The sequence below is a fragment of the Bacteroidota bacterium genome (genome assembly GCA_018831055.1).
Classification (GTDB): Bacteria; Bacteroidota; Bacteroidia; order Bacteroidales; family B18-G4; genus M55B132.
In genome coordinates, this window is sequence record JAHJRE010000011.1 from 1 (window position 1) to 17,935 (window position 17,935).

A 17,935-nucleotide genomic window follows, 5' to 3' on the forward strand; every position below is an offset into this window, starting at 1 on the left:
CCTGAATCTGAACGGAAATACAGATACCCGTGCCAAAGGCGCCCCGGTTATAAAAGTGAAGCCTTCCGATCCTTCAACTCTGTATATTGTTTATGCTGCTGATCCGGATGGCCCCGGACCCGATGAAGCGGATATCTTCCTGATTCGTTCCACTGATGCCGGAAATAGCTGGTCATCACCATTTAGAGTCAACGATGATGCTACCCAGTCTGACCAGATATTGCCCTGGATCTATGTTAAACCAAACGGTGTCATTGATATTTGCTGGTACGATCGAAGAAATGACCTGTCGGATTTCGACTTTGACATTTATTTCACTTTTAGTACCGATGATGGCAATAGTTTTGCTCCCAATGTTAAGGTTAATAATGTCATGTTTCCTCCTCCGTTTGTGCCAAAGACCGGAGATGCCTGGATAGGGGAATATATGGCGCTGACAGCCGATTATTACACTGCCTACATGGTTCATACCAGTTCCGCGTTTGACGGTCTAGGCGATGTAATTTTTGTTACCGCTGAAAATCCGATGCAAAACATCGACAGGGGAGATGCCCCTGATCCCGGATATCCAACTATGGCCTTAAATAATGGAGCCAGCCATGATATGGATGGTGTAACCTGGCTGGGTACCCTGATCGATGCAGAGCCCGATGGGATCCCTGATGCCTCTGCCCTGGGAGATGACAACCTTAACCTGGATGATGAAGATGGTGTTGTTTTTCCCGGTGGAAATATTTTAATAGGAACTTCTAATTCTGTTGATGTTACTGCATCAGCTAACGGCTTCCTTAATGCATGGATCGATTTTAACCAGGATGGAGACTGGGCGGATCCCAATGAACAAATATTTACTGATCAGATGCTCTCAGCTTCAGTAAATAATCTGAATTTCAATGTTCCGGCAACAGCACTTAGTGGCAATAGCTTTGCCAGATTCCGGTTTAATACCCAGGGGGGGCTTTCTTTCATCGGGCATGCTGCCGATGGTGAAGTAGAAGATTACATGGTCATACTCGAAAATATGACTGATTTCGGTGATGCTCCCGATAATGCCCTGGCCTACCCGGGTTCAGGCACATTCGGTGTCTTTCCGACGTGTATTACCGGCAGTAATCCCGGACAATATGTGATGCATTTCCCTTCTTCAATTTGGCTCGGACCTGCTTTTGATGCTGAAACGGATGGGAATGCCGGACTTTGTAGTCCATTTTCGACTCCCTACGATAGTGATGAGTGCTTTCAGGATAATGATGCCGGTTTAATCATTCCTTTACCGTATACTATCGTTGGTGCTGCAGGCCAGGAACAAGTGGTTCCCTGTGCCGGGAATGCCTCTCCTCTTGATACAATATGCTCCATAGTTCATTGGGGATTTGAGCTGGATATACACGTAGTTAATAATTCGCCATCTCCTGCTTATATGAATGTTCTGGTCGATTGGAATCAGGATGGTTTGTGGGCCCTTAACTCCGGTACGATGTGCAACTCAATCGTGGTACCCGAACATGTCCTGGTTGATTTTTCTGTACCGGTGGCCTACAATGGGGCTCTCTCAGCCTTGGGCCCCCCGTCGTTTCTCTCAGGACCAAATACCGGATACTGCTGGAGCCGTTTCACGATTTCAAATCAACCGGTGAGTAATAACTGGCAAGGTTCCGGAGAATTTGATGATGGGGAAACGGAAGATTATATCATGGAAATTGCCCTAAATACAGATATTTATCGTCCGGAAAGGCAATCCGGTTCTCTTAGAATGATACCAAATCCCACAACAGGTAATGCTTCTGTACTTTTCTTTAATCCGGAATACGGAGAAACTTCTCTGTGGATATACGATATTACCGGTAAATCCGGGTCTGCAATATTTCAGGAAATACTGACCAAAGGATTGCACTCTATTGCATGGGAGGGGAACCTGCCCAATGGTTATCGGGTAAACCCAGGATTTTATATCCTTGAACATCGCCTGAACAATCTGATATTGGAAAGAATCCGGATTGTAATTCGGTAACTTGAAAGACTGTACCTCAAGGTACGATCCGTTTTTTATAATGAGCAGAATATTTAAGCTTGCCTTTCGAGGAGGGTTTTCTTTCATCTTCTCTGTATCCGCTCCGAACATTTATTGTAATAAATTGTTATTGAATTCGTTCAATCCAATTGAACAGAAAGAAGGGTTTTCGAAATAAAATAATGTATTCTTAACAGCTCTTCCGTTTTTTCATAGTACTATTGCCAATATTGAGTAAAAGATATCTATATATTGTCGTTCTGTCGATTATCCTGCTTGCTGCCTGGCTTATTACCTCAGCATTGTATCCTCCCTATGCAGCATATTTTCCCGGACTGGCTGCATTGCTGCTTCTTGATATTTATTTCTGGTATTCCATCCGTAAGCAAGTTTCAAGATGGCACCGTATTTTATCTTTCATTGTTACTTACCTGTATTGGGTGCCATTGATTATTCTGGTTTCCATGACACTTGCCTCCTTGTTTGTTCCCATAGAATCCTGGAATGCAGGGTGGAGAACATATTTGATGGGTGTGGTTTTTATTGTTTACTCGGCAAAGTTGTTCGCGGTTATTTTCCTGTTACTGGCCGACCTGGTTAGAGTATTCAGGCATCTGTTCAGATTCCTTAAGCAAAAAAAAAGACGAGTGCCTGAATTGCCGGCAGGAAAAGCAATATCCAGATCCAAATTTATGCAGAATATTGGACTGCTTGGCGGCGGAGTTATTTTAAGCGGACTGATCATTGGAATGGTACGCTGGGCTTTTGATTTTAAAATCCGCCGTGTGAATGTTGCCATCCCTCATCTTCCTCCCGTTCTTGATTGCTTCCGTATTGTTCAGATCTCCGATCTTCATTTGGGTAGCTGGACTTCACACCAGGCTTTGGAGGAAGCTGTTATCATGATCAACAGATTGGATCCTGATCTTGTTGTCTTTACCGGTGATATGGTGAACTTCACCAGCCGTGAAGCATGGCCCTTCAGGGAAACACTGTCGAAAATCAAATCATGGTACGGGATTTATGCCATCCTGGGCAATCATGATTTTGGAGATTATGTGGATTGGGATTCAAAAGAACATAAAGAGGCTAACCTTCGGGAACTTGAAGTGTTTTATCAGAGTATCGGTTGGACACTTTTACGTAACCGAAATGAAATAATAGAGATTGAAAAGGATACATTAGCTATTATTGGCGTTGACAACTGGAGTGCTATCGACCGTTTCCCCAGGTATGGAGACCTTAATCAAGCTTTGAAAGGGACTGAAAATGCATCGGTCAGGGTTCTCCTGTCGCATGACCCGACTCACTGGGAAACTGTTGTCATGAAAAAACATCCCGAAATAGACCTTACTCTTAGCGGGCATACCCATGGATTTCAGTTTGGTGTTGAATCCAGGAACTTCCGTTGGAGCCCGGCTCAGTATATGTACCGCTATTGGGCAGGGTTTTATGGTAAAAGATCAAAGTCAGGCATTCAGTACCTTTATGTTAACCGCGGGCTTGGAAATATTGGCTATCCTGGTCGTGTTGGAATATATCCTGAAATATCACTTCTGACTCTTCAACCTGAAGCTCAAGAATATTGATATTTTGACCCATTCAAAACTGCGATCATTAAGATAAGATTATCAGTTTGTTCCAAATTTTATTTATTCATTTGGTATTAAGGTACTTCATTTTAATGTATTTTTATATCGGAATATTTTTTCCCGGACACCATGAAATATCTGATAGAACTATATGTAAATAACCTGGTAAGCATATTCCGGGGATTGCTTTTGGCCTAAAACAAAAATGAATTACCTATGAAAAAACTTTTACAATGGTCACTTTTACTAACATTGCCGGTAGCAATGTTACTCCTTGCCAACAGTAGCGGATCTCCGGGCGGCAAAACAGGTTCCCCGGGTGATGCAGGTGCAAACTGTACACAATGCCATTCAGGTACTCCCAATGTGGTTAGTGGTTGGATCTCCACGAATATTCCTCCCGAAGGATATATTGCCGGCCAGACTTACAACATTTCAGCGATCGGTAATCATCCCGGCGTTGTGAAATTTGGTTTTGAGCTTACAGCGGAAGACGCTTTAGGCAGCAAAACAGGCTCATTACTCGTAACAGACCCGCTTCAGACCAAATTCACCAATAACCAAAAAGCAATTACCCACACCTCCGATGGCAATACCCCTGTTGGAAACATGAAAGTATGGAACATGAGCTGGACCGCTCCAAATCCGGGTGTTGGTAATGTGATTTTTTATGCCTCTTTTAATGCAGCCAATGGAAATGGATCTACCAGTGGTGATGTGATTTATCTTTCCCAGCTTGAAGTACAGGAGGTTGGTGCTCCGGCCCTGGTAAGTATTGATCCGGATTCCGCTTACCAGTCGGAAGATATTATCTGTACTATCATTGGTGAACATACTACCTGGGCAGGTACATCACCGGAAGTCAGTCTTGTTTTACCCGGTAACCCACCTGAAATAATCGGGGCTACATTAATTACGGTTATTGATAACTGGACTATAGAAGCTGAGTTTACCATTCATGATAATGCTACTACCGGATTATGGGACCTGGAAGTTGATGAATTACTCCTTGAAGATACTTTTACTGTCCTCGAAGGGGAACAGGGCATTGCTTCCATTCAACCCGATCTTGCTTATCAGGGCGATACCATCAGCGCCAAAATTACCGGCCAGAATACCCGTTTTACATCCGGTGTTAATGAAATTTATATTAAAAATCATGATAATCCCTCGGAGATTATCGAAGGCGCATTTATTAATGTTATCAATGACCTTACTGTTCAAACCCGCTTTTATATTCCTACGGATGCCAGTACCGGACTCTGGGATGTGCACGTAGATGACCTGATGCTGGAGAATGGATTTACCATCCTTATCCCCACAGGTCTGCCGGAAACCCCGGCTGATGCCTGCCGTATTTATCCCAATCCGGCCAATGGCCAGTTTAAGATTGAACATTCAGGAGATATGCTTGTAAGGGTCTTTAATAATTCAGGACAGCTAATATATACCGGACAAAGTAACGGAAATTCTCTGATCAACCTGGAAGGACAACCGGAGGGCATTTATCTCCTTCATTTGTCAAATGATCATACTAATCAATTCGGTAAGTTGATAATAAGATACTAATCTTCGGCTTTTCAAACCAAAAACGTCACATACCTCAGCCTCCGGGTTTATTCCCGGGGGCTATTTTTTTTGAGTTGGCAGGATGAATAATACAGGTAATCAGGCTTCAGGTTACAAGCTTCAGGTGGCAGGTTACAGGCTTCAGGTGGCAGGTTGCAGGCTTCAGGTGGCAGAACGTGTGCAAACTTTCACGGGTAGCCTGCAACCTGAAGCCTGCAACCTGCAACTTTTAGTAATATTTCCCGGATATTCTTTCTTAGATCGAAAACCACCCAGATATTTCCGATGTGCGATCTTCCGGCTCCGACATATGACGAAATTCATTAGTGTGCCGGTTATAAACATATTCTTTTTGCCACTCCTGATGATGCGATGATATGGCATGTAAAGCCTCAATAACAGTATCCAGTTCCTGATCTGTCATGGTAGGATGAAGCGATAATCGTATCCATCCCGGCTTTTTCGACAAATCCCCAAAATTAATAAGCTCAGTGATTTCGTGGGAATCTTCATAGGACACATTCAGCAGGTAATGTCCGTATGTTCCTGCACAGGCGCAGCCCCCCCTTACCTGGATGCCAAACTTGTCGTTAAGTAACTTGACTACGAGATTGAAATGAACATCCTCCAGATAAAATGATAAAATTCCAAGTCTGTCTTCAATATTATCAGCCAGGATCCGTAATCCGGGGATTTTTCGGAATTCCCGGAACGCTTTTGCTGTTAATTCCTTTTCCCTCTGGTGTATCAGTCGGGGGTCCATCTTTTCTTTGAGCTTTATGGCTAATGCTGTCCGGATGGCCTGAAGGAAGCCGGGTGTTCCTCCGTCTTCCCTGGCTTCAATATCATCAATGTATTTGTATTCTCCCCATGCATTGGTCCAATCAACAGTACCTCCTCCGGGTTGATCCGGGGCATGGCTTTTGTAAAGATTTGAATCAAAGATCAATACGCCGGAACTTCCCGGTCCACCCAGAAACTTATGTGGCGAGAAAAAAATCGCATCCAGCTTTTTTAGCGGATCTTCCGGATGCATATCAATGTCGACATATGGCGCGCTGGCTGCAAAATCAATAAAACATAATCCCCCATGCTCATGCATGATCTTTGCCATTTCATGAAATGGCGTGTGCACTCCGGTGACATTGGAACATGCCGTGAATGAACCTATCTTTAACGACCGGTCTTTATATTTTTCCAATAACTCCCGCAGCTTGTCCAAATCTATTTTTAAGTCTTCTCCGGGTGGGATCTGCACCACTTCCGCTATGGTTTCATACCAGGATGTTTGATTGGAATGATGCTCCATGTGCGTAACGAATACTACAGGCTTTTCCTTATTTTCAAGGCAACCACTGCGGGCTATCATTCCGCAGGTTTTTAATCCTAGTATCCGCTGAAACTTAACTATGGCTGCCGTCATCCCAAAACCCGTGGTGATAATCACATCATCCTTACCTGCATTGACATGCTGTTTGATTATCTTCTGGGCATAATGATATGCTTTGGTCATGAGAGTCCCCGTTTCCGTAGTTTCTGTATGCGTGTTCCCTACATAGGGTCCTATGACTTCTGAAAGTTGCTTTTCCAACGGCCCGTAAAGCCTTCCGCTGGCTATCCAATCGGCATAAATCATCTTTTTTATGCCATAAGGGGTAGCGAATTCCAATTCATTACCTATGGTATTTCGCCTGAACTCTTCGAAATGCTCAATCAATCCTGCCATATCTGTTGTTTTTAATTGATTAGCACATTATTAAAAATAAATGCCTTAATCAGATCGACAAAATTAGATATTTTCAGTAAAGTTTTTAGAATTATTCAGATTTGGAGATCCTAATCAGTCCTATCTCTATATCTCCTCCTTCGGGATATATGCTTACCCAGTTGTTGTCTTCGCTGAACCACTTATACAGAGAGCCCAGGCGGATGATGAAATCCGTTTCGTCAGCAGATTCCGGTATACGTAAGGCAATGCCTCCATTCTTTGTGGCATCCTGGCCAAAGTTGACCAGCATTTTAAACTCCCTGTCGACCGGATTTCTTGCCTTGACCAGGATGTAATTTTCTTTCCTCACACCAATGGGCATAGGGGAGAAGCTGAATTTCTTTTCAGTGTTTTCAGGTATAACAATCTTTTCCTGATTTATATCCACAATTGCATTATCGTTGATGATCCGGGTGATCTTGCGAACCATTTCATCCGGATATGGTTCATCTGGCAGTATCTTACGCGCTTCCAGATATTTTTCTATGGCTTTGTCGTAAATTTTATCGTTGAAAAATGCATCTCCTTCTCCCACTAACTGACGGTATGTTTTGGTCAGTGCTTCAAGGGCTGACAGATAAAGGGTCTCCGCTTCCTTCATCCTGTCTCTGGGATAGACCTCTCCAGGCTTGATTTCAAGTGCCGACCGGTAGGCATTGATGGCTTCTTTGTAATTTGATTCATTGAAGAAGTTATCTCCCCTTGTTATAGCAAGGGTATAGGCCTTTTCTTTCTCTTCTGCCATTTGCTCCAGGATCTGCCTGATCTCTGCAATACGGCTTACCGGATAGTTTTCTTCGGGCTTTAATCCTGATGCTTGTGTGTATACGTCGATTGCCTGTGAGTAATCCTTTGCCAGGAATAAACTATCCGCATCGTTTATATGCTTATTGTATTGCTCATCCAATGCCCGTTTTCGCTGAAATGCCTCCAGGGCAGAGTTGGCCTCCGTGATCTTGAACTTATGATAATCCTTCTCTGGGAAAATAAGTCCTGCCGCTGTATATTTTTCAATAGCCAGCTGAAAATCACCATTTGTAAAGGCTACATCGCCCTCCTGGTTGAGATCATTGTAACGCGCAATATTTTCTTGCAATGCCTCAATCTCAGAGATCTTTGTTAATGGAAATGATTCACCAGGTTTTAAATCAGCAGCTTCCCGGTAGTTTTGTTTTGCCAGCTCATATTCGTTTTTAATAAAATAATCTTCTGCGATCGCCAACTTTCCGGTATACTCCTCCTCCAATGCTTGTAGGCTTGCCGCTTCAGCAAGCATGGCCCGGGCCGTTTTGATCCTTTCTGATGGATACGTCTCCGTAGGTTTCAGGCTGCCTGCCTTACTGTATGCTGCTATTGCAGCCTGCCACGCCCCCCCTTCATAAAGTGTATCCCCTTGTGCAATCAGATTAATGTATTCCGCTTCTTTTCTGGCTGTTTCTTCCAGGAATGTATTGATCTCCCTGATGCGGCTACCTACATGTGAATCACCGGCAATCAGACTATCGGCCTCGTTGTACTTCAATAGAGCCTGTTCGTAATTCTTTTCATCATAATACCGGTCTGCCTGCTGTAATGCAAGATTGAATGCTTCAGCCTGTGCCTTCCTGCTTGCCAGAATACTATTTATTTCACTTACTTTGTCCCGTGGGTATTGAGCATCCGGCTTGATGTCCAGGGCTGTAATATATTGAATCTTGGCATTGTCGAAATCACCCGATTCAAAATGCTTATCACCCGTGGAAATAGCCAGGTTATATGCTTCTTCTGCTGCTTTTTCTTTACCCAGAATATCATTGATCATAGTGATCTGGTCTTTAGGGTATTGTTTGGCCGGAAACAGTTCCAATGCCCTTGTATACTGACCTAATGCCTCAACATAGTCTCCTGCATTGAAAAGCTTGTCAGCACCTGCTACGGTCTGATTGTATTGATCTTCCTTGTTTTTAAGGTCAGCAAGCAACATCTCCACTTCATCAGCCCTGACTTTGGGATATTGCTCCATGGGTTTCATGTCATGGGCTTTCCGGTATTCTGCAAGAGCGCCATTCAGATTGCCCTCATTGAAAAGCTTGTCAGCCAGCAAAAGGGTATTATCGTATGCAGCTTCCTGGGTCCGGCGTAAATCCAGCATATCGTTTATGGCCTGTATCCTTGTTCGTGCATACGTTTCATCCGGCTTGAAACGCAATGCATTGTTGTAGGTTTCCATGGCCTTTTCATATTCTTTCTGATCGTAATAACGGTCAGCCTCGGCGATCAATTCGTCGTATCGCTGCCAGTTTTCAACCGTTTTTTCTTTCAACGCCTCATTAACCTTGGAGATCATATCCTGTGGATATCTCTCACCCGGCAGGATTTCCAAGGCCTGTGAGTATTTTATCCTGGCCGATTCATACTGCTGACCAATATATAATTCGTCAGCCGCAGAAATTAATTCGTTATACCTTCCATATGTCTCCAGGAAATTACTCAGTTCTGTTAGCTTTTGCTTCGGCAATTCTTCCTCCGGCTTTAGCCTGGCAGCTTCCTGGTAGGAATTAATGGCTTCCTGATAGTTCTTGCGTTTTAAGTATTCCTCCGCTGATGCAATTGCCTTGTTATAACTTGTCTGTAAAGCATTCAGTTTGGCTATCTGCTTGTCGATCTCAATGATCTGATCTTTTGGATGCGATTCATAATCGATATATTGCAGCGCTTCTTCATAAACTTTACGGGCTTCATCGAGTTTGGCATCCTGAAATAAACCATCGGCTCTTTTAATCGTTTCATCATATTTGATCCGATTGGTTTTTTCTTCCTCCATCAACTGCTTGATTTCAGATATTTTTGATCCTGGATAGGGTTCGTTTGGAAGGATTTTAGCGGCCTCTTCATATACCGTGATGGCTTTATCATATGATTTTGCCTGAAACAATTCATCAGCGGTTTTTATTCGTTGATTGTATTTTCCCCTGTTTTCAATCTGTACCCTTAAGAGTGAAAGTGACTCCTGAAGCTGTTTTTTGGGATATTCGTCGTCGGGATTAAGCTTTGAAGCATGTTGATATGCTGCCTTGGCATTAACATAATCCCCCTTGCGGAAATATTCATCAGCCAGGGTTATGGCTTTGGAATACTCTTCATTTCCGCCTTGCGCAGATAAATTGCCACTGGCTACCAAAATACTTAGTAAAATCAGGATCTGTAAGAGGGCGTTCTTATAAAACATGTATTTTTTAGTTGTTATCATTGATTTCGTAAACGATGCTGATGAATTCATATTGCAGGGATCAAAAGGATTAACGTGAAGTAAACACGCCATCTTTTATTTCCAGCTTGCGGTCGGCCATGGCAGCAAGTTCCTGGTTATGGGTGACTATGATGAACGTCTGTTCCAGTGTATCCCTGAGCCGGAAAAACAGCTGGTGCAATTCATAAGAAGCAGCGGAATCAAGATTGCCGGAAGGTTCGTCGGCCAGTATCACAGCGGGCTGATTGATCAATGCTCTGGCTACGGCAACCCTTTGCTGCTCACCACCGCTGAGTTCCGATGGTTTATGCTGGGCCCTGTCACTTAGTTTAAGGAAGTCGAGCAATTCCCAGGCTTTTGCTTCTGCCTCCCTGCGCGGAACCCCGAGGATATATGCCGGTATACATATGTTTTCCAGTGCGGTAAACTCAGGAAGCAAATGATGAAACTGAAATACAAAACCTATCTTCCTGTTCCTGAAATCCGACAACCGGTTTTCTGATAAGGAACTGACCTCCGTCTCGTTAATAAAAACCTGTCCCCCGTCTGCACGGTCAAGGGTTCCAATAATATGCAGCAAAGTGGATTTTCCTGCCCCCGACGCCCCTACAATAGTGACGATTTCCTTTTTTTTCACCTGAAGGCTGATCCCTTTCAGAACCTTCAGCTCACCAAACGATTTATGGATTTCAGTTGCCCTGATCATGGTTTATTTAAACTGCTGCAAATATATAAAAACAATACAAGCTTTTAATTGTTGTGTTCACGTGCAGGTGATATGATCATTCAGGAAACCTTGCTTTATTTTGGAATAAAACATTATTTTTGACTCAAATTAAATTAGGTTTATGAATTTACATGAGTACCAGGGCAAGAAGATCCTTGCCAGTTACGGCGTTAATGTGCCGGCAGGAATGGTGGCCGATTCTCCGAAGAAAGCGGTAGAGGCTGCAGAGGAAGTTTTTCAGATCTCAGGAACGGATAAATGGGCCGTGAAAGCTCAAATTCACGCCGGCGGGCGTGGTAAAGGCGGTGGTGTCAAGATTGCAAAATCACTGGAGGAAGTGAAAATATTGGCCAGGGATATTATCGGTATGAACCTGGTTACTCCACAAACCGGGCCGGAAGGAAAACTCGTCAGAAGGGTGCTCATAGAACAAAATATTTATTATCCCGGCGAGTCTGAACCTCAGGAGTTTTACATGAGTATCCTGCTTAACCGCGATGCCGGCAGAAACATGATCCTTTATTCACCCAAAGGTGGTATGAATATCGAAGAAGTGGCTGAAGAAACCCCGGATCAGATATTTACGGAAATTATTGATCCCAAAGTGGGCCTGCAGGCTTTTCAGTGTCGTAAAGTTGCTTTTAACCTTGGTCTGACAGGAGATGCATACCGCAATATGGTAAAATTCGTATCCAGCCTCTATGATGCCTTCGTTGGCTCAGATGCCTCTCTCTTTGAGATCAATCCGGTGATGAAAACCTCTGATAACAAAATCTATGCTGCTGATGCCAAGGTGGTAATCGATAATAATGCGCTTTACCGCCACCCCGATATTGCCGATATGCGCGATATAAACGAAGAAGATCCTATAGAGGTGGAAGCCTCTCAATACGACCTGAACTATGTAAAGCTTGATGGAAACGTAGGTTGTATGGTAAACGGGGCCGGACTTGCTATGGCTACAATGGATATGATCAAACTCTCCGGTGGTAGCCCCGCAAATTTCCTTGATGTCGGTGGTACGGCCAACGCAAAAAGAGTTGAGGAAGCTTTCCGGATCATACTCAAGGATCCGAATGTTAAAGCTATCCTGGTTAATATTTTCGGAGGAATTGTACGTTGCGACAGGGTTGCACAAGGCGTTGTTGATGCTTATAATAATATCGGGGAAATAGATGTCCCTATCGTGGTCAGATTACAAGGTACCAATGCTGAAGAAGGAAAAAAGATCATCGATGAGTCCGGGCTTAAAGTACATTCCGCTATTCTCCTTGAAGACGCTGCCAGAGAAGTAGCACGGGTGCTGGCTGGCTAAACTTGCATTTATTTATATTATCTTAGTCATCCAATATAATATGCTATGCAGATGCACTTTTTTACACGGCATCGGCTGCTCATTGCTTGGATCTTGATCTCTGGATTTATGACGGCGTGTATCGGACAACAATCATCGGATCCTTACAGCGATCAACGCCTGAAAATGGTACAGTCGCAAATTAAGGCAAGGGGTGTCAACGATCCTGAGGTGCTGTTGGCCATGGAAAATGTACCCAGACACCTGTTTGTGCCCGCATCATACCGGTCTCAGGCCTACGGCGATTTTCCCTTGCCCATAGGTTCCGGACAAACCATCTCCCAACCGTATATCGTGGCTTTGATGACTGAGGTGCTCGATATTGATTCTACCGACAAAATTCTTGAAATTGGTACAGGATCGGGATATCAGGCTGCCGTACTGGCTGAATTATGCAAAGAAGTCTATACCATTGAAGTATTTGAATTGCTTGGGAAGCAAGCTGAAAAAACAATAAATGCGTTGGGCTATAAAAATGTTCACGTCAGAATAGGTGATGGTTATGCAGGATGGCCGGAAGAGGCTCCCTTTGATGCCATTATTGTAACATGCGCTCCGACTCACGTTCCACAAGCTCTGAAAGATCAGTTGAAAGAAGGAGGGAGGATGGTTATCCCGGTCGGAGAATATTATGCCCAGGAACTGGTGCTTCTTAGCAAAATCAAGGGCAGACTTGAAAAGAAAGATTTAATCCCGGTACGCTTTGTTCCGATGATCAATGAAAAAGGAAAAACCTATTGATTAAAACGGAAAATCTTCCTCGTCTTCCATATCATTCATCCTGGATGGTATGGTTTTTATTCCGGCGCTTTCATCAATAGAGAATGACGAAAGCGATTCTTTCTCAGGATCTTCGAATTTTGCATACTTGCCAACAAAACGGAGTTGAATGTCGGCAAGAGAACCGTTCCTGTGCTTGGCGATATTGATTATTGCCTGACCGGCTGTGGAATTGCCTTCTTCATCCTGATCAATATTATAGTACTCAGGCCGGTAAATAAACATTACAAGGTCGGCATCCTGTTCAATGGCTCCGGATTCTCTCAGGTCAGACAAAACGGGTTTCTTTGATCCTCCGCGTGTTTCAACAGCACGACTTAGCTGTGAGAGGGCTATGATGGGTACATTGAGTTCTTTGGCCAGCGCTTTCAACGATCGTGAAATATTGCTGATCTCCTGCTCCCTGTTACCCTGCTTGTCGGTTTGCCCAACCATGAGCTGCAAATAGTCAATAACCACCAACTGAATGTCATGCTGTGCTTTAAGCCTGCGGCATTTGGCCCTGAGTTCAAAGATCGACAGGGCCGGTGTGTCATCTATATACAGCTTCGCATCTATAAGTTCCTTGATTTTTGCATTCAGCTGTTCCCATTCGTAATTCTCTAAACTCCCTTTTCTGAGCTTTTCGGATGAAAGCAAAGTTTCAGCCGATATTAACCTGGTTACAAGCTGAATGGATGACATTTCAAGTGAGAAAACTGCTACCGGTTTACGAAACTGGATGGCAACATTCCTTGCTATGGTCAGGACAAATGCAGTTTTACCCATACCCGGCCTGGATGCTAGAATAATCAGGTCAGATTTCTGGAATCCTGCAGTTACCCTGTCGAGAGAAGTAAATCCTGATGGAACCCCCCTTAAATGTTCTTCGGAAGCACGCGCCGCTTCAATTTCTTTGATGGCATCCCTGACAAGGGATTGCATGTCTTCGTAGTTCCTGCGTAAGTTGTTTTCGCTGACAGAAAACAGATATTGCTCAGCTTTGTCAAGCAAATCAAAAACATCCGTCGTGTCTTCGAAGGCTTCCTTGATGATTTCAGAAGATAACCGGATGAGTTCTCGTTGTATGTATTTCTGGATCAGGATCCTCACATGATACTCCACGTTGGCAGCCGATGCTACCCTGTTGGTCATCATGGTTACAGTATAGGCTCCGCCTATGCTGTCCAGCTCCCCGCTGCTCTTTAGTTCATTGGTTACCGTGAGAATATCAACAGGTTCAGACCGCGCAAATAACCTGACAATGGCGGAATAAATGGTCTGATGCGTGTCTTTGTAAAATACTTCAGGTTTCAGAATGTCGATCACTGAAGTCAATGCGTCTTTTTCAAGCATGATGGCGCCCAGAACCGCTTCTTCCAGGTCAACTGCCTGGGGTGGCACTTTCCCATGTTCAGATAATGATGTTGCTCCCGGTGAAAATTTTAACCGCTTGCGCACATTTTCCTGTTGCCTTGTCAATCCACTGTCCATGATTCAAAAATACAAAAAGCTAAACTCCCGGTAGGGTGAATTCTGTTTTAGTTATTAACATTTCTTGTTTTTCCAGGAAATCTACCGGTAGATTATGATATGCGCTCCAACTCTATATTGTGATTAGGGTATTTTCTTTCAGGAGGTCGGCTGTCAGACAGGAATGTACAGGGATAATGTGCACAATATCTCCGATGGTAACTTTGTCAATGAACTCCCTGCAGACCGATATTATTCCATGTTCCTGGGATAATGAGTTTAAATAGCCTGCATTTTCTGCTTCCGGCATATTCATTGGATTGGTTTCCAGTACCTTTCCGTATATAACTCTGCCATCCGGGAGTCTAAGTCCTTCTTTCGACAAATGTACTGCCCCTCCATATATTACCACCTCCTTCCTGGAAGGATATTTGGCAACGACAGGACAGGCAACGGATACGGCAATTTCATCCATACTGCAGGCCCCCAGATAATATTGCATCAGATCGTAGTACACAAAATTCCCCGGCCTGATTTCATCGATTCCCGGAAAACTATCTCTCAGGCTGCAGGAAGGTGTATCTCCAATGGAGATCATCAGATCATTTCCAAAGAGCTGTTTCAGCGAAAGCATTTTTTCTGATGTGTCGTTGAATATGTCGTGGATCTCTTTTGTCGACCTTGCATGGTATGTATGTCCTGAATGGATTAAAAATCCTTTGAATTCAACCATTTCTGATTGCCGGCATATCCTGATGATCTCCCGGATCCCTTCGTGGTCATCCCATGATATGCCGGTACGGTGGTATCCGGTATCTATTTCTATGAAAATCCTTACTTTTCGTTTTAAATGAGATGCTAAGAATCCGGCTGTTTCTTGTGATTCGACCAGCAATCCAATCGTTATACCGGGAAAAAGCCGGTTAATATCTTCGGTTTCTCTTATATTGAATGGGAATGCTATAGTAATGTCTTTCCATCCGGCATTGGCAAACTGAAGGGCCATGGAAACAGAAGATACTGTAATGGATTGAACCCCTTCTTCCCTGAACCATTCCGCAATCTGTAATGACTGGTGTGTTTTAAAGTGTGGTCGGAAATGAGTATGGGAAAGCCCTGCCTTCATTTTCATTTTTCTTATGTTACCAAGGCATTGGGCTTTATTTACAAAAAGAGTAGGGCGCTTAATCTTCCCGATCAATTCAGTGGATCTTTTATGTTCTGTCAGAGAAATACTTCATGAACTGCACCCGTTCGTAGAGTGCCGGGTTAACAGCTGTATCCTGGCTTAACATTCCCTGGAAGTCCCCTATTTGCTCATAACCCTTTTTCTTCATCCAATGTTTTAACTCCTTGATTATTGTTCCAAGGTATTCAGGTCCGTTTTTGTATAATGCCGATACAACCTGAACAGCATTTGCACCCGCCAATAACTGCTTGGCAACTGCATATCCATCATGTACTCCCGTTGAAGCCGCTATATCGCATTTTACCCGTTTCGACATGATCCCTACCCAACGCAGTGATAGTGGTAATTCTGCCGGTGTGCTTAATACATTGGTAGAGGTGATTTCCATCTTGTCGAGGTCAATGTCGGGACTGTAAAACCGGTTGAACAACACTAAGCCGGATATTCCGGTCCGGCTGAATTTTTCAATCATTACCGCAAGGTTGGAAAAGAAATAGCTCATTTTTAGGGCTATTGGGATTTTTACGGCATTTTTCACATTATTGATTATCTCCAGGTAGGTCTTTTCGATGCCTTCAGGTGTGAGCCTTAATCCGGAGGGCAGAATAAAGATATTCAATTCCAGGGCATCCGCTCCGGCTTTTTCAAGAGTTTTGGCGAAATATGACCATTCATGTGAACTATGGCAATTGATGCTTGCAATTAACGGGATTTTTACCTTTTTTTTCGCCTCCGTAATCAGTTTAACATATTTCTCGAGGTTTTCTTCCCTGATCCTGTAGTCGAAATAATCCATGTAATCGTCTTTATAGCGCAAAGGTGCTTCTTCTGCCAGCATCTTCTCATATTCCATAGTGATTTCTTCCTCGAAGATGGATTTGACAACAACGGCCCCGGCTCCCAAGTTTTCAAGTTCTGCAATCTTTTCAACCGAATCAGTTAATCCCGAACTTCCTGCAATAACAGGAGTGGGTAATTTTAATCCCAGATAAGAAACGGATAAGTCCATATTTTTTTATTTTTTTACAGGCTGAAATTACAAAAAATTTCTATCCCCGATAGTAGTATTAAGTTTCAACTTACAATAAAAACCTGCTCCTCTTCAATAAGGGGATTGTTCTTATATTTCAGGAAAAGCTGGGCGATTGCGAGTACATCTTTCTGACAGTATTTTACTATTCTTTCAAGATCATGGTCCTGCCAGTATACACGATGTATATCGGCACCGCTGATATCATCCTTGGGGGTTGGTATGCCGAAAAGAGTAGTTAATAACTCAAGCGATGTATATTGTTTGTAATCCCCGAAACGCCACATTTCCATGGTGTCAAGGTATGGGACTTCCCAGGGTTTCTTGCCTCCCATATTAAGAATTTCCGGTAAATCTATCCCGTTTACCAGCATCCTTCGTGAAATATAGGGAAAGTCAAATTCCTTGCCATTATGGGCACATAAAAACCGGTCATCTCGATTGTAATGGTCATTTAACAAGTTTGCAAATCCTTCCAATAGTTCCTTTTCTTCGTCTCCATAATAGGACTTGATCCTGAATGCCCCATTTTTAAAAAATCCCGACGAAATGCAGATGATCTTACCAAACTCTGCATAAATACCTGCCCTGTCATAGATCATTTCCGGTGTTTCACCCTCCTTGCAGATAAAACCTGCTTTCTTGTCCCAGAGCCTTAAAAATGGCTCCGGTACAGAGCTGTATTCAGCCCATGCAGGTACCGTTTCAATGTCCAGAAATAATACCTGCTCAATGTTAATCCTGTTTGCCATAGCTATATTGTTAATTTACGAAAATAAGTCTATCATCGGATTTTTTCCATTAATTTTATGGTTATCTAATAAAAATATTATGCCAGGGGTAAAATTGAGAATCATTTTAATTTGGTTTGTCCTGCTTTCAGTCTTTTTAACAGGATGCAACCCGAAGGATGAAGATAATCCCAATCCTCCTTCCATTCATATATTAGTTCCCGCTCAGGGCGATTCGTTCCTCATTACCGATACAATTTTTGTCAGCATCAGGATTAGCCATAATAAGCCCATTACCCAGGCAAGTGTTACTTTAATTGACAACATCAATAACCCGGTAACCAATACCGTAACCGCTAATCCCAACGTGAACGATTATCTGCTGGAAGGCTACCTGGTCTTTAATAATCAGAAGCTTGCTTCGGGTATTTATGAATTGATGGTGCGTGCCAGCGACGGCAGCGATGCTTCATCGGATTATATAGATGTCTACGTCGAGGGGA

The 17,935-nt window shown here is 43.4% G+C and carries 13 protein-coding genes; 6 read left to right on the top strand and 7 right to left on the bottom strand.

What is annotated here, in order from left to right; genetic code table 11:
* The 3 genes from KKA81_00695 to KKA81_00705 all read left to right on the top strand — a co-directional run.
* The coding region (locus KKA81_00695; protein ID MBU2649426.1) for a hypothetical protein at positions 1–2,011 on the top strand (2,011 nt) is incomplete at its 5' end.
* A gap of 230 nt (positions 2,012–2,241) precedes the next feature.
* A complete protein-coding gene (locus KKA81_00700; GenBank protein ID MBU2649427.1) occupies positions 2,242–3,600 on the top strand; it encodes a metallophosphoesterase in 1,359 nt (452 codons plus the stop codon).
* Positions 3,601–3,819: 219 nt separating this feature from the next.
* The gene (locus KKA81_00705) at positions 3,820–5,172 is read left to right on the top strand and encodes a T9SS type A sorting domain-containing protein (GenBank protein ID MBU2649428.1); all 1,353 of its coding nucleotides are present in this window, start codon (positions 3,820–3,822) and stop codon (positions 5,170–5,172) included.
* 256 nt (positions 5,173–5,428) lie between these two features.
* Here KKA81_00705 and KKA81_00710 read toward each other — a convergent pair whose 3' ends face one another.
* The 3 genes from KKA81_00710 to KKA81_00720 form a co-directional block, all read right to left on the bottom strand.
* The gene (locus KKA81_00710) at positions 5,429–6,898 is read right to left on the bottom strand and encodes an aminotransferase class V-fold PLP-dependent enzyme (protein MBU2649429.1); all 1,470 of its coding nucleotides are present in this window, start codon (positions 6,896–6,898) and stop codon (positions 5,429–5,431) included.
* Between the two features lie 91 nt (positions 6,899–6,989).
* Complete coding sequence (locus tag KKA81_00715) at positions 6,990–10,148, bottom strand: hypothetical protein (GenBank protein ID MBU2649430.1); 3,159 nt, start codon at positions 10,146–10,148, stop codon at positions 6,990–6,992.
* 70 nt (positions 10,149–10,218) lie between these two features.
* A complete protein-coding gene (locus tag KKA81_00720) occupies positions 10,219–10,875 on the bottom strand; it encodes an ABC transporter ATP-binding protein (protein MBU2649431.1) in 657 nt (218 codons plus the stop codon).
* Positions 10,876–11,017: 142 nt separating this feature from the next.
* Between KKA81_00720 and sucC the strand changes: the two genes are divergently transcribed.
* Together sucC and KKA81_00730 are read left to right on the top strand one after the other, a co-directional pair.
* Positions 11,018–12,211, top strand: a complete 1,194-nt coding sequence (gene sucC / locus KKA81_00725) for an ADP-forming succinate--CoA ligase subunit beta (GenBank protein ID MBU2649432.1) — start codon at positions 11,018–11,020, stop codon at positions 12,209–12,211.
* Between the two features lie 51 nt (positions 12,212–12,262).
* The gene (locus tag KKA81_00730) at positions 12,263–12,991 is read left to right on the top strand and encodes a protein-L-isoaspartate(D-aspartate) O-methyltransferase (protein MBU2649433.1); all 729 of its coding nucleotides are present in this window, start codon (positions 12,263–12,265) and stop codon (positions 12,989–12,991) included.
* Here KKA81_00730 and dnaB read toward each other — a convergent pair whose 3' ends face one another.
* From dnaB to KKA81_00750, 4 genes are all read right to left on the bottom strand, one after another.
* Positions 12,992–14,503, bottom strand: a complete 1,512-nt coding sequence (dnaB, locus tag KKA81_00735) for a replicative DNA helicase (protein ID MBU2649434.1) — start codon at positions 14,501–14,503, stop codon at positions 12,992–12,994.
* Positions 14,504–14,615: 112 nt separating this feature from the next.
* Complete coding sequence (locus KKA81_00740) at positions 14,616–15,614, bottom strand: alanine racemase (GenBank protein ID MBU2649435.1); 999 nt, start codon at positions 15,612–15,614, stop codon at positions 14,616–14,618.
* Between the two features lie 82 nt (positions 15,615–15,696).
* Positions 15,697–16,680, bottom strand: a complete 984-nt coding sequence (locus KKA81_00745; protein ID MBU2649436.1) for a dihydroorotate dehydrogenase-like protein — start codon at positions 16,678–16,680, stop codon at positions 15,697–15,699.
* 65 nt (positions 16,681–16,745) lie between these two features.
* Positions 16,746–17,453, bottom strand: coding sequence for a 3'-5' exonuclease (locus tag KKA81_00750; GenBank protein MBU2649437.1), 708 nt, complete (start codon positions 17,451–17,453; stop codon positions 16,746–16,748).
* A 94-nt stretch (positions 17,454–17,547) separates the two neighbouring features.
* Between KKA81_00750 and KKA81_00755 the strand changes: the two genes are divergently transcribed.
* Positions 17,548–17,935: hypothetical protein (locus KKA81_00755; GenBank protein ID MBU2649438.1), on the top strand; the 388-nt coding region annotated here is incomplete at its 3' end.